The 13,459-nt window shown below is 70.5% G+C and carries 11 protein-coding genes; 9 read left to right on the top strand and 2 right to left on the bottom strand.

The genetic code is table 11. From position 1 onward, the window contains the following. Positions 1-30: 30 nt before the first annotated feature. Positions 31-1,446, bottom strand: coding sequence for a lipase family protein (locus ACZ52R_RS42770; protein ID WP_465755502.1), 1,416 nt, complete (start codon positions 1,444-1,446; stop codon positions 31-33). Positions 1,447-1,671: 225 nt separating this feature from the next. Between ACZ52R_RS42770 and ACZ52R_RS42765 the strand changes: the two genes are divergently transcribed. Continuing rightward, the gene (locus ACZ52R_RS42765) at positions 1,672-1,944 is read left to right on the top strand and encodes a hypothetical protein (protein WP_465626671.1); all 273 of its coding nucleotides are present in this window, start codon (positions 1,672-1,674) and stop codon (positions 1,942-1,944) included. Between the two features lie 801 nt (positions 1,945-2,745). Beyond that, positions 2,746-3,297, top strand: a complete 552-nt coding sequence (locus ACZ52R_RS42760; RefSeq protein WP_465626673.1) for a hypothetical protein — start codon at positions 2,746-2,748, stop codon at positions 3,295-3,297. A 53-nt stretch (positions 3,298-3,350) separates the two neighbouring features. Here ACZ52R_RS42760 and ACZ52R_RS42755 read toward each other — a convergent pair whose 3' ends face one another. Then, complete coding sequence (locus ACZ52R_RS42755) at positions 3,351-4,676, bottom strand: pectate lyase (RefSeq protein WP_465626675.1); 1,326 nt, start codon at positions 4,674-4,676, stop codon at positions 3,351-3,353. A gap of 696 nt (positions 4,677-5,372) precedes the next feature. On the opposite strand from ACZ52R_RS42755, the gene ACZ52R_RS42750 reads away from it, so the two are divergent. From ACZ52R_RS42750 to ACZ52R_RS42720, 7 genes are all read left to right on the top strand, one after another. Next, positions 5,373-5,870: a MarR family winged helix-turn-helix transcriptional regulator gene (locus ACZ52R_RS42750; protein WP_465626677.1), complete on the top strand. Its 498-nt coding sequence runs from the start codon at positions 5,373-5,375 to the stop codon at positions 5,868-5,870. 510 nt (positions 5,871-6,380) lie between these two features. Beyond that, a complete protein-coding gene (locus ACZ52R_RS42745) occupies positions 6,381-6,944 on the top strand; it encodes an NADPH-dependent FMN reductase (protein WP_465626679.1) in 564 nt (187 codons plus the stop codon). 285 nt (positions 6,945-7,229) lie between these two features. Then, positions 7,230-8,507, top strand: coding sequence for a low temperature requirement protein A (locus ACZ52R_RS42740; protein ID WP_465626681.1), 1,278 nt, complete (start codon positions 7,230-7,232; stop codon positions 8,505-8,507). An 88-nt stretch (positions 8,508-8,595) separates the two neighbouring features. Continuing rightward, positions 8,596-9,063: a nuclear transport factor 2 family protein gene (locus ACZ52R_RS42735; RefSeq protein ID WP_465626683.1), complete on the top strand. Its 468-nt coding sequence runs from the start codon at positions 8,596-8,598 to the stop codon at positions 9,061-9,063. An 890-nt stretch (positions 9,064-9,953) separates the two neighbouring features. Then, on the top strand, positions 9,954-11,789 hold the full coding sequence (locus tag ACZ52R_RS42730; protein ID WP_465755501.1) for a glycoside hydrolase family 15 protein: 1,836 nt from the start codon (positions 9,954-9,956) through the stop codon (positions 11,787-11,789). Positions 11,790-12,029: 240 nt separating this feature from the next. Further along, complete coding sequence (locus ACZ52R_RS42725; protein ID WP_465755500.1) at positions 12,030-12,581, top strand: YceI family protein; 552 nt, start codon at positions 12,030-12,032, stop codon at positions 12,579-12,581. A gap of 327 nt (positions 12,582-12,908) precedes the next feature. After that, on the top strand, positions 12,909-13,397 hold the full coding sequence (locus ACZ52R_RS42720; RefSeq protein WP_465755499.1) for an SDR family NAD(P)-dependent oxidoreductase: 489 nt from the start codon (positions 12,909-12,911) through the stop codon (positions 13,395-13,397). Positions 13,398-13,459 lie beyond the last annotated feature (62 nt).

The raw sequence follows: 13,459 nt of genomic DNA, 5'->3' as shown, positions 1-13,459 counted from the left end.
CATCACCTACCCCCCGGCCAACACGTCAGTTCATCGAACGATCACACGAACGAGCGATCCCCAACCGTGAGTAAAGGGACTTAACGTCCTCTGAGGCACCGCACAGATCTCCGTCTGCTGCGGCAGCAGGCCGTCACCGTGGGGCGCCGCCACACCGGACTCCCCGGGCAGCGGCGGGCGTGCGGCACCCCGGGAGGCGGGGACCGAGTTGACGTAGTCCACCACCTCCCGCGTACGGTCGCCGATCTGCTTGGCGGAAGCCGAGCCGCAGTACAGGTAGTTGGCCAGGTAGTGGATGTCGAAGCGCGACTTGACGCTACCGTCGTAGACGACCTGCGGCGCAGCGGCCTCGACTGTGGGGTCGACATGGGAGATCTGTCCACCGGGCACATTGGCGATCTCCATCAGGAGCCAGTCCCAGTTGAACATGACATAGCGTGTGGGGTTGGTGTTCAGTTCCTGGCCGGTGCCGAACGGCGGGGCGATGAAGACCGCCCCGACCGGCGCCCCCGCACCGATCCTGGACAGCGCGTTGCGCAGATAGAGACCGCCCTCGCTATGCGAGATCAGCACAACGCGCTTCCCGCTCTGGAGATCCTTGTGCACGGAGTCCAGCAGCATCGCGTTCACCGGATCGGACGCGAAGTTCGGGTCCAGTGTCTTCTGCATGAACAGCTTGCCGACGTCGGCAATCATCCTCTGTGGCAGCGCGACCGCACCGGCAGCGCTGAGCACGCAGACGGCCTTCACCAGTTGCTCGGTCTCTGGAACGGGGTGGTTGGCGGTGACGGCCTGTGCATGCTGGCAGGCGTTGTAGGTGTACCACGCGATGTCGGCACCGGACGCGTTGAAGATCAGATTGACGTTCACAGGAAAGCCCAGCATCTGAGTGAGTGAGCTCTCCAGCAGGCCTTTACCCTCCCCCGCCGAGACAGCGTCGTTGAGGACACCGTTGACGAAATAGAAGGACAGGCCTGCGCCAGCGTTCGGCGTGTCGCGGTACGCCGCGGGCTGTTCCCCCCGGCCGTGGCCGGATGGGGCCGCCGCACCGAGCGTCGGCGCGGCGGGCGCCGAGGAACCACCGGCAGGCAGGATGTGCCCGTTGAGGACGGCGTTGTTGGCCAGATAGGTCTTCCGGCCCTGCGGGGTGCTCAACTGCTGCAGCTGCCAGTTCACCAGCTCGATGCTGAGGGAGTCCTCGCTGATTCCCGTCATCGCTGCCGACACGCCCTCGAAGGCACGCTGAGCCTCGTCGGGTCCAAGCGGCTTCTGCAAGGCGGCGAGGCGCTGCCGCAGCATCGCGATAGCAGCGGACGGTGAGCTCGCCTTGGACGACGCACCACCGCCAGGCGCGGAGGAGGAGCAGCCTGCTGCCAGAAGCGCCGCCGTAGTGACCGCTGCCGCGGCACGGATACGACGACGATGGCTGGCTTGGATGAACGGCATGGTTCCCCTTGGGTCGTCGTCGTCCGATGCCTGCGGACGACCTGCCCCGAGCCGTTCGGGCGCCGCGGGCGACGGATCATGGCCTCTCCACCGTCGGCCGTACGGCCGGGAACCTCAAGCGGGGTGGGCCACCCAGGTCCTGCACGGCATGTTGATCCGCCTGAAAGGGGAGTAGCCCCTGCCCGGCGTAGGCGGTGCGCAGCCCGTGCCCGCGAGGTGGGCTTCGTGGACAGCTTCTCCCTCGCCATCCACGACAAGGGGGACCGATACGCTCAGCTGCTGCGCAACCTGCCTCCTGGGCTCAGCGAATGGGCGGTCCATGCCGGTCTGGGCGATGTGAAGTCGCGGGCCATCGACGATGGATGGCTCGTGCGCCGGACGGACTACGAGTTCCTGACATCGCCGCAGGCCCGTGACATCCTCCGGCAGGAAGACATACGTGTGATCGACTACCGAACAGTCCAGCAAGTCTGGGCTCACTCCACGAGCTTGCGATGAGGAGCCTGCCCGCCGTCTTCCGGGCGGCGAGCAGGCGAGCTGGGAACCGCGGCCGTCAGCTGGCCGTGCTGGATGCTTCGGCCCGGGCACGGGTGCTGGCGAGGCGGTAGGAGTCGGTGCCGGTCTTGGGTGGGGTGCTGGGCGAGGGCGGCGTGCAGAGTCGATCCGGCCTGCCACGCCGCGGCGTGCACGACGGGCTGCAGCGCGCCGTCCAGGCCGCTCCGGGTGGACGACCCGCCCGTCGACCAGGGCCACCCAGCCGTCGAGGTCCTCGACGTCGCGCTCGGTCCAGCCGCGGGCGAGGCCGGCGCCCTGGTGGAGGGTGCGGATGCCGTCGTGGCCGGTCCAGCGCAGCCACACCGCGCCGTGCACCAGTGGGGAGTCGAGGACCGGGCGGCCCAGGTCCCGGTCGGCGGGTGCGGGCCAGCTCCGGGAGGCGGCCAGCTCCAGCCGCTCGGGTGCGGTGGCAGGGGTCGGGGCGGGTGGTGTCGGTCATCGCATGGTACCTCCGGACGTCGGGAACCAGGTGCGGACGGCCGTCCCGGCCCGAGATGGGACGGGACGGCGGGGTCTTGCGGGGCAGGTCAGCCGGTAACGGTCTCGGCGTGCCGGTGGAGGGCGTCCAGGAGCGCGTTCTGCTGATCGGTCAGCTTGCCCCCGGCCCGAACGGCAGCGCGGCAGACAGGCAGGCGGGGCGCAGCGGGCGGCCGCCCCGAACGGCAGGCACGGCAAGCAGACCGGTGAGCGGGCCGCAGCGGCGGCTAAAGCACTACAGATGATCTTGTCGGCTACGTTTCGTCCGTGACGAATCAGCAGCAGGGCGATATCCACGACATCCGTGAGTGCGGTTGGTGTGGGGAGGAGATGGCCTACCCGCCGCGGCGCTGCGAGGACAGCTGGGAGTTGTGCGCCGCGTGCGGCGCGTGCTTGTGCGACGAGGAGGGCGACGAGGTCTGCCGGAACCGGCACCCCGAGGACGGCCCGCTCTGGTCGGACGGCTCCGTCGACCCGCACAGCACCACGTACTGGACGCAGAGCAACCTCACCCTGAAGACGACCCAGCCGCTGACCGCGCTCACCGTCGAGTTGCGGATCGCCCTGACGGCCGGGGTCCAGGACACCGGCCAGTGGCAGACCCAGCCCGCCGACGCGTTCGACGTGACGGCCGGACAGGAGGGCGCCTTCCTGGTCTACCGCTGGACCCTCAAGCCCGGCCGTACCGTCCCCGCCGGCCAGCACGTCTTCGCCGGGCAGTACAACCACGCGACGGGCGGCCGAGACGCCAAGGACGACACGTACCGCGCCGACACCGACACCAGCTCCGTCTGGGGCGACTTCGCCCGCACCCACTGACCTTCTGACCGGCCCGGTGCGGCGGCGGACCGCACCGGACCGGGGCCGGGACTCTACGGGCGGTAGGTGACGTCGGCCGCGGTGTAGCGGCAGCTGCGGCCGTCGGGGCCGTCGCCGGCCTCCTTGGGCTCGCCGCTGGTGACGCCGGTGTAGCGCTGGCAGACCGTGATCCGGTGGGCGGAGTCGCCGGCGACGGTGAGGCGGGTGATGGTGGCGGTGTCGCCGAGGTTCGCGTTGATGCCCACGATCTTCTTCCCGGGGGCGGTGGCGATCACGTTGTCGATCACGACGTGCCGCTGGTACTGGGTCTTGCAGTTGCCGCACGAGCGGTAGAGCTTGCCGAAGCCCTCGACCCGGAAGTTCTTGATCACGAAGGTGCCGGGCCCGTTGTGCTGGAAGACCTTGTCCGCGGCGCCGCGCGCGCCGCCGCCGTCGACCGTCATCACCTGGTCGGCGGAGGTGCCCTTGAAGGTGGCGGCGTCCTCGCCGACGTTCTCCCACCAGACGTTGCGCAGCGTGCAGCTGCCCGCGCAGTGCACGCCGTCGGCGGCCGGGTCGCCCAGGATGACGTTCTGCAGGACGGCGCCGTCGGCGAGTTCGAACATCGCGGGCTGGTTCTCCGACTGGTCGCCCATGCCGAGCGGCCCCCTGCCGACGAAGCGCCGGCCCCCGCCGTCGAAGAGGGTGACGACCTTCTGGGTGGCAGTCAGCGGTACGTCCGCACCCTTCGGTGCCGGCCACGACGGGATCACACCCGTCGTGTTCGTGGCCGAGGCGGACGGCGTCGGCCGGGGTTCCGCGGACGCGCTCGCGGAAGCCGTCGGCGTCGCCCCGACCGAGGTGAAGGACCAACGCTTCGCCGGGGCGGAGTCGCAGGAGTTCTGCTGCACGGGCGCATCGGTCGCGGTGGAGCCGTCCTTGACGGCCAGGCACTTCCCGCTCGCCGCGTTGACGACGCGGTAGCCGCCGTCGACCGCCTTCACCGTCCAGGTCTGCGCCGCCGCGTCCGTGCACGCCTCCTGCTCGACGGCCGCACCCGCGCCGCTCTTCCCGTCCCGCACCCCGGCGCAGCTGCCGTCCCACGCGGCCGCCAGCCGGAATCCGCCGCCCGTCGCGGTCAGCCGCCAGCTCCGCGCGCCGCTCCGGTCGCACGGCCCCTGGGTCAACCGCGTTCCCTCGCCCGCGCCGTCGGCCGCGGGAGCGTCCAGGCACAGGCCGCTCGCCGCGTTGGCCAGGGTGTAGTCGCCCGGTGCCACGGCGGGTCCGGCCGCATCGGCGCTGGCCCACAGGCCGCCGACTGCGGCGGCGGCCACCAGGGCGACGGTACCGCCCAGGGCCGCGATCCTGGCGTGCCTGGGGCGTATCGCTCGCTTGCTCACGTCTCGGCTGTCCTTACCGGTACGGATTCAGGGAGCCCGGCGTCCCCTCCTCGGGTGCACCGCGCGAACGCCCCGGGTCCGTACCGTCCGCGTCGGCGTTCGTCTCCTGGTTGCCGCCGCTCGCCGAAAGGTTGCCGCACCGTCAGAAATCGTTTTCCGGCCACCATTCTCACTCGGCGGGCACGATGACCCCACCTGCAGCCAGCCGGCCACGTCGACCTCATCCATCGTCGTCCGGCCCGCTCCCGGTGGGGCGGCGTGCCGTCCCGTGCCCAACGAGCCCGGCCCGCCCAAGTGACAGCTTTAAATGGCCCGGTGGCAGCGGCCGCTGGCCGGTGCTGACGTGCAGGCCGCGGACGCTGCGGCCCATCACGTCCACTGCGCGCACCTCCCTCCACAGGCAGCGCGATCAGGTCGACGAGGACCCGCTGGGGTTGACGGGAGCTTGTCCGAGGCGGTGAAGGCACGTTCAGGGCGCAACATGGCCCTGCTCTCTTCGCCGAGTCGCCCTCCTCCCCCGAAAGGGCGCGACTGCGGAACCCCGGGGCTAACCGTCACGCTGATCCGAAGCGGCCGGTGGACCCACTCCAGGATGCCTCCCGGGCGCGGGCTCGCGCGCTGAGCGGCTGCGGGCAGGCCGAGAGTGCCGCTCCGCGCACCGGCCGACCGGCCCCAGGGCGCTGATACGCTCGCGAGATGACCACCTCCGACGGGTCGCCGTCTTCGGACGAACATGCCGACTTGTGGCTGGCGCCTGCTGAGCTGTCGTCGTGGATGTCCGTCGTTCGGCTGATCACGCGCCTTCCCTGGGCCATCGACGCCCAGTTGCAGAGGGACACCGGACTGAGCATGGTCGAGTACATGGCCCTGGCGATGCTGTCCGAGTCGCCCGGGTGGACCCTGCGGATGAGCACCCTCGCCGAGCACACCAGCACATCGCTGTCCCGGCTGTCCCACCTTGTGAAGCGCCTCGAAGGCCGCGGCTACGTCCAGCGTGCGCCGGACCCGGCCGACGGGCGTTTCACGAACGCGATCCTCCTGCCCGCCGGCATGAGCAAGCTGGAGTCGGCCGCACCCAGCCACGTTGCCTACGTTCGCCACCTGGTCATCGACAACCTCTCCGGCGAACGGCTGCGCCGCCTCGGCCAGGACGCCGAGCGCATCCTCGGACGCATCGACTCCCCCGTCCGCTGACCCGCGCCGGACCGACGGTCCAGAGGAATTCCGCCCACTCATTTTGACTTGAACTTTAAAGTGAGAGCGACGGCGTGAGCTCGCTCGGACCGCGAGCGAGGTACTACATGCCGGCAGAGCGCAAGAGTCGTTCAGCGGCCGGGACCTGACTTGAGCGGCCGGGCCATCGGGTCTACGCTTTGACTTGAATGTTCAATTGATATAGAGGTCGTCATGACCGCCAACGCACCGGAGCCGGGCCTATGTGCCGATGCTCCCCTCGGGGCCCGGGCGGTGGCCGGCCCGGCGCGCTTCTCCGCCGGAGGCACGACCGCGAGGCGGTCTCACCTGCTCCGCCGGACGCCGCCGTCCACCCGGAGATCAGGTTCACCTCGACCGGCACCGGACTGGGCGCCGGCGTCCCGGCCCCGGTCACCTTCACCGTCGAACGGGCCCAGCACCCTCGGTCCGGGCCCGCCACTCGGCCTGCGGTCCGCGCCGCCCAGGACTGACACACAAGGAACCGTTCCCATGAACACCCTCAAGATCGCAGTGATCCTCGGCAGTACCCGCCCCGGCCGCAACGGGAAGGCAGTCGCCGACTGGGTCATCGACCGCGCCGGGGCCCGGACCGCCGCCGAGTACGAGCTGGTCGACCTCCTCGACTACCCGCTGCCGCACATGGACGAGCCCCTGCCGCCCTCCATGGGCCAGTACCAGGGCGAGCACACCAGGGCATGGGCCGCGAAAGTCGCCGAGTACGACGGATACGTCTTCGTCACCCCCGAGTACAACCACTCCGTCCCCGGCGTCCTGAAGAACGCCATCGACTACGCGTACGAGGAGTGGAACAACAAGGCCGCAGCCTTCGTGGGGTACGGCACTGCCGGCGGCACCCGCGCGGTCGAGCACCTGCGCGCGATCGCCAGCGCGGTCCAGCTCGCCCACGTCAACCAGCAGCTGGCATTCTCCCTGTTCACCGACTTCGAGGACCTCTCGCTGTTCAAGCCCGCCGCGCACCACGACAGAGCCATCACCACCCTGTTCGACCAGGTCGAGTCCTGGGCCACCGCCATGAAAACCCTGCGCAACTGACGACACCCCCGCATCGGGGTCGCCCTCGGCGCGGATACGGAACCGTGAGCGACCGGTGACGATGGCCTCGGGCAAGCGTCCGACCCGCAAAACACGTGCCGCTGCCCACCATGACCCGCCGCGGCATGTCGCACGTCCTGGACGTGACCTGCATGCTCAATACTGGCTGGTGCGCGACCGCATCCCATCCGTTCGCCGGCCGCAGGCCGGAAGGAGCACTCGGATACGTCGCCGCCTCGCGCCTTCGCCGTCCTCGGGCAGGCCGGCCTCCAGGGAGTCGCCACCGTGGGCAGTGAGCCTGATCGCGCCGGTGACGCGGAGACAGTCGGCGGCAGCGACCCCGATCGGTCGCCGCGGCTCCTGCACCGCGTCCGGCGTCTGCTGTGGCAGCCACCCAGGCCACATGGAGAGCAGCCACGCGAGCGGGTCGTCGGTCCACTGGAGCTCTTCTACGACCTGGTCGTCGTCGCGTTGGTGGCGCAGGCCGCACACCGCCTCGCCAAAGAGCTCACCTGGCGTGGCCTCGGCGAGTACGCCACCGTGTTCACGCTGGTGTGGATCGCATGGATCAACGGCAGCCTGCATCACGAACTGCACGGCCGCGAGGACGCCCGAGGCCGCACGACGTTCCTGCTGCAGATCCTGGTACTGGTCCCGCTGGGCGCCTTCCTCCCGGAGGCCGGCGGAACCCGCGGGGACGCCTTCGCCCTCGCGGCCGCGGTGCTGTTCGCCGTGCTGGCCGTGCTGTGGCTGCTGGGATCCCGGGGCGACCGGCCCGAGTACCGCCGGACCAGCACGCTCTTCATCGCCGGCACCGCGGCGTGCGCCGCCGTCCTCGCCGCGAGCGCGCTGCTCCCGGCGGGCGCCCGGGTCTGGTCCTGGGGTCTCCTGGACGCGGCCTACCTGGCCGGCTTCGCCGCCGCCGTCATCGCCCCACCGGCGGCGGCGCACGCTCTCGCCGTCACCGCCGCGCTCATCGAGCGCTTCGGGCTCCTCATCATCATCGTCCTCGGCGAGACCGTGACCGGCGTCGTCGACGGACTCGCCCACTCACCCGTCGACGCGCGAACGCTCGCCGTCGGCCTGGTCTGCGTCGTGGTCGGCTTCGGCGCCTGGTGGACCTACTTCGACTTCGCCGGCCACCGAGCCCCCAGACCCGCGCCACCGGCCACCGCACAGTGGATGCTCACTCACCTGCCGCTCACCGCAGCCGTCGCCGCCATGGGCGCAGCCATGGTCGGCCTCGTCGAACACGCCCACGCCATGCGCACCACCGCCGCCACCGCATGGATTCTGTGCGGAGGCGCGGCAACCGTGCTGTGCACGACGATGCTCGTCGCCGGCAGCCTGACCGCCTGGCGCGCGGAACGCCGGCTCTACCGAGCCCTTGCCGTCGGTTGCACGGTGTCGGCGCTCATCTGCCTCGGGATCGGTGCGACCCGTCCCCCGCCTCTGCTGCTCGCCCTGGCCCTCGTGGCACTCTTCGGACTCCCCTGGGGGATCGCCGTCACGTACCGCCTCCGCTCCGGGCAGTCTGCCACCGGCCCGCCACCCGGCCGGTGAGGTGTCCGCGCGTGGGCGAGCAGACACCGCCGAGCGTGCCTCTCCCCTCCCCCATTCACCGCTCTTCTCGCACCCGAAGGATCATCCCGTGGCCATCCACTCCCCGCTCTCCCCTCAAGAAACGGCCGACCGCCTCGCCATCCGGGAACTGTTCGACGCCTACGCCCACTGCGCCGACCGCCGCGACTCCCAGGGCCAGCTGGCCCTGTTCACCGAGGACGCACGATTCCTGGTCTTCATGGACGCACGTTCCGATGAGCCCACCCAGGACCTCCGCGGCCACGCCCAGATCCTCCCGGTCTTCGAGAACCTGCGCACCTACCGTGCGACGACCCACTTCAACGGCCAGAGCACCATCGACCTCGACGGCGACCAGGCCACCGGAGAGTCCTACACCCTCGCCCATCACCTCTACGAGGCCGACGGTCGGCGAACGCTGATGATCGCCTCCCTGCGCTACCTCGACGTGTTCGCCAAGCAGCCGGACAGCGCCTGGCTCTTCGCCGAACGCCGCCTGCTCGTCGACTGGACCGAGACCCACCCCTCAAACCCCTGACCCCGCGCTCGACGGCGCGGCACCGCACAGACCGGCCGTCACCCTCGACCGACCGACGGACCCGATGCCGCCACCGACATCGGGTGCCGGGACGGCAACAACCACCGGCCGGACGACGGGTGAGCAGCCGCGCGCCGAGCCGGTGAGCAGCGGCGTCCCGACGGCGAGCGGCGGTCTCGCAACGCCGACGGCCGGTCGTCGCCACCAGGTTCCGGTGGATTCGGCGGAACGCCCCCGGTTTCGGCCTGTCTGACAGTCCGTGGGTGGGTGTGTCGCCGTCGGGGCCGGGTCGGGTGCGGGCCCCCGCCCCCGTGCAAACGAGGGAGAGGCCTCGGCGAGGATCGCCGCAAGATGGCGCTCCCTCGACGCCCGCTTCCCAGCCCGCCCGAATTCTGGCCGGCGATGTCGCCGGGCAGGCGGCGCCAATTCCCCCGACGCCTCACTCAAGGCTGACAGAGAGGGGCTCGTTCGCGCCGATCACGATGCCGGACGAATGGTGACCGCCCGCGACCGGCTCCACCGCGCACCCCCCGTTCTCGACCGGCGCAGCACCGGACCCGCCGTCCGCTCCTGCGGCGCTGGCCCTGACGCCCACCTACCGCGCCAGCCGCGGCTCCTTGGCGTGGATGCGGCGCGATGGGTCGCGCCGCTGGTGAGCGCGCCCAGGTGCACGGCTCGGCGTGGCTGCAGGTGAGCGGCAGGGAGGTGTCGATCGACCGCTCGGCGGCAGCCTCCGCACCCACCTCGGGAAGTGCCGGCGGATCGCCTGAAACGAGTCGGCTGCCGAGTCCTGCCCGCGCGGCTCCGCCGGGGCCGCGCCTCGGGTGGCGATCTAGCATGAAAAGCAAGGCTCATCTCCAGGCCCGCGCCGCAGCGGCAGGGAGGCCGGCATGGCGTTCGACACGACTGGTTTCGAACAGGCGGGCAGCTGCCGCTACACACCGATCTCCGAACACGGCCTGATCGGCGATCTTCGTACCACCGCCCTGGTCGGCACGGACGGCACCATCGACTGGTACTGCTGCCCGCGCTTCGATGCGCCCAGTGTGTTCGGGTCCATCCTCGACGCCGACCGGGGCGGGTCGTTCGAGTTGGCCGCCGATGTCACGACCCGCACCAGGCAGTTCTACTTCCCCGACACGAACGTGCTGATCACGCGGTTCTTCGCCGCAGACGGCGTGGCGGAGATCCAGGACTTCATGCCCGTGGTCGACGAGGCGCGCGAGACAGCGCGGCACCGGCTGATCCGGCGGGTGCTCTGCGTCCGCGGAACCCTCCCCTTCAGGGCGCGCATCGCCCCGCGCTTCGGCTACGGCGCCGAAGCCCACACCACACACCTCGAAGGCAACGAGGCGGTCTTCCGCTCCCCGTCCCTGACGCTCGCCCTGACCGCCACCGCACCCCTGAAGAGCGACGGCCTGGACGTGTGGTCGCACTTCAAGCTCCTCGAGGGCGAGTCCCACGTCTTCGCCCTCGACCAGATCGGCGACGACGTGGCCCCGCGATCCTGTCCGCGCGCCGAGGCACAGGAGCAGGCCGAGGCGACCGTCCGGTTCTGGCGTCACTGGCTGGCCGGCTCGCGCTACCAGGGGCGGTGGCGGGAAATGGTGAACCGCTCCGCCCTGGTCCTCAAGCTGCTCACCTACGCGCCGACCGGGGCGATCGTCGCCGCACCGACTACCAGCCTGCCGGAGCGGATCGGCGGCGAGCGCAACTGGGACTACCGTTACGTCTGGGTCCGGGACGCCGCCTTCTGCGTCTACGCCATGCTGCGGCTGGGGTTCACCTCGGAGGCCGAGGCGTTCATAGGGTTCCTCGACGAGCGCGGCATCATGCGCGGCACCGGTGCGACCGGCCCGCTGCAGCTCATGTATGGCATCGACGGGCGCAGCGAGCTGCCCGAGTACGAGCTGCCGCACCTGGAGGGCTACCTCGGCTCCGCGCCGGTCCGGGTCGGCAACGCCGCCACCGGCCAGCTCCAGCTGGATATCTACGGAGCTCTGATCGACTCCGTCTACCTGTACGACAAGTGGGGTCAGCCGATCAGCAGCGACCGCTGGGACGAGGTCGGCGCGGTCGCGGACTGGCTCTGCGAGCACTGGGACCAGCCCGACGAGGGAATCTGGGAGACCCGCGCGGGCCGCAGGGACTTCGTCTACTCGCGGCTGATGTGCTGGGTGGCGCTGGAGCGGGCGATACGGATGGCGAACCGCCGCGGCCTGCCGGCCGACCTGCCCCGCTGGCGGCAGTCCCGTGACGCGATCTACCGGCAGATCATGCAGCGCGGCTGGTCGGCCCGGCGAGGCGCGTTCGTCCAGACCCTGGACAACGACGAGCTGGACGCCTCGCTGCTGATGATGCCGATGACCAAGTTCGTCTCGCCCACCGACCCCAAGTGGCTCTCCACCCTGGACGGCCTCACCACCGACCTGGTCTCCGACTCGCTGGTCTACCGCTACAACCCGACCACCAGCCCCGACGGCCTGCACGGCCCCGAGGGCACCTTCTCGATCTGCTCCTTCTGGTACGTGGAGGCGCTGGCCCGCGCCGGCCGACTGGAGGAGGCCCGGCTCGCCTTCGAGAAGATGCTCACCTACGCCAACCACCTCGGTCTGTTCGCGGAGGAGATCGGCCCGACCGGTGAACAGCTCGGCAACTTCCCCCAGGCCTTCACCCACCTCTCACTGATCAGCGCCGCCTTCAACCTCGACCGTGCGCTCGGCTGACACGGCACCGCCGCCCGGACGGCGGGCCCACGCACTACCGCGGGTCACCGGCCGGGGTTGGCGGTGGCGCCGAACGCGTCGGCAGTGGCAAGCCGACGGCCCGAGATCGCTGGACGGGGGCGCACTCTGCAGCCGCCCCGTGCGTCGGGCCGGTCCGGGAAGCGGTCGCGCCCTAGCGTGAGTCCGGAACAATCCGGGCGAACCGTCGCCTGGATCCCGTCTTACGGAGGCATCTCAGCCATGACCGTCACCGGCTCCGAGCTCACTGGGGACTACGTCCTCGACCCCGCCCACACCAGGATCGGATTCGTCGCCCGCCACGCCATGGTGACCAAGGTCCGCGGCGCGTTCCACCAGTTCGAGGGCACCGCCCACCTGGACGGCACCGACCCGGCCCGCTCCAGTGCCCAGGTGGTGATCAAGGCCGAGAGCATCCACACCGGCGTCGAACAGCGCGACCAGCACCTGCGCACCAACGACTTCCTGGATGCCCCCAACTTTCCCGACATCACCTTCCGCACCACCGCGGTCGAGCCCCGCGCCGACTCCGAGTACCGCGTCACCGGCGACCTCACGATCAAGGACACGACCCTCCCGGTCACCATCGACTTCGAGTACACCGGCAACGCCGTCGACCCCTACGGCAACCTGCGGGTCGGCCTGGAAGGATCGGTGACCATCTCCCGCAAGGAGTTCGGCGTGACCTGGAACGCGGCCCTGGAAGGCGGCGGCGTCCTGGTCGGCGACAAGGTCGTCCTGGAATTCGACATCTCCGCGATCAAGCAGGGCTAGCAGCCCGGGGCCGACCATCGCACCCGGCCGAGGGCGACACGCACAGGAAGCGACCGGGCGGCGGGGACCGGCGGCTGCCGATCAAATCCGTCGAGCGCCAGGTGCTGGCGAAGCTGCTGAACATCTGTTGTCGGAGCGGAACTCATGAGGAGAGCCAGGTCGGACGACGCGTGCACGGGCTTGGCTTGTCCCGAGTCGGACGACTTCCCTGTGCCGGCTGGTCGCCGAGGTGGGCAGCCCGGGTGCCGACGAGTTCGGCAGTGAGAGGAGCGCTGAGCAGTGTCCACCGCATCTACTGAGACTGTCGGGAGCCGTCGGGTTGCGGTCGTGACCGGCGGCGCCGGGGCGATCGGCGGCGCGATCGCCGCGCGGCTCGCAGCCGAGCACACCGTGGTCGTGCTCGACCGCACGGGCGACGTCTCGGTCGATCCAGGTGATCCGGACGATGTGCGCCGGGCCACGCGGGTGGTGCTGGACCGCTACGGCAGGTGCGATGTTCTGGTCCACTCGGCCGCCATGGCCGCCTTCGGGCCGTTCGAGGATTTCGCACTCGACCTGTGGCGTCAGGTCCAGGCGGTGAACGTCGAGTCGGCACTGCTGCTCACCCAGGCGTTCGCGCCGGGAATGCGCGCGAACGGCTTCGGCAGGGTGGTCTTCATCGTGTCCAACACGTTCTGGCGTCCCGCGGGCGCGCACATGCTCGCGTACGTGGCGTCCAAGGGGGCGCTGATCGGCATGACCCACAGCCTCGCCGCCGGGCTCGGCAGCCACGGAATCGCCGTCAGAAGGCATCCGCAATCCGCTTGTGGCGTATGACTTTTCGCTGTTCAGGCATGGTGTGCGGGGTTGGGCGGCAGGGTTTCGGCGTCGGGTTGTCG

It is taken from the genome of Kitasatospora sp. NPDC034023, assembly GCF_055575795.1.
Note: the sequence above shows the minus strand (reverse complement) of the source record. Positions and strands in the feature narration are given on the sequence as shown.

Bases quoted from the DNA above. Each gene is read 5' to 3' on its own strand.
- ACZ52R_RS42770 (WP_465755502.1), bottom strand. From the start codon at position 1,446: ATGCCGTTCATCCAAGCCAGCCATCGTCGTCGTATCCGTGCCGCGGCA.
- ACZ52R_RS42750 (WP_465626677.1), top strand. From the start codon at position 5,373: ATGACCACCTCCGACGGGTCGCCGTCTTCGGACGAACATGCCGACTTG.
- ACZ52R_RS42745 (WP_465626679.1), top strand. From the start codon at position 6,381: ATGAACACCCTCAAGATCGCAGTGATCCTCGGCAGTACCCGCCCCGGC.
- ACZ52R_RS42730 (WP_465755501.1), top strand. From the start codon at position 9,954: ATGGCGTTCGACACGACTGGTTTCGAACAGGCGGGCAGCTGCCGCTAC.
- ACZ52R_RS42725 (WP_465755500.1), top strand. From the start codon at position 12,030: ATGACCGTCACCGGCTCCGAGCTCACTGGGGACTACGTCCTCGACCCC.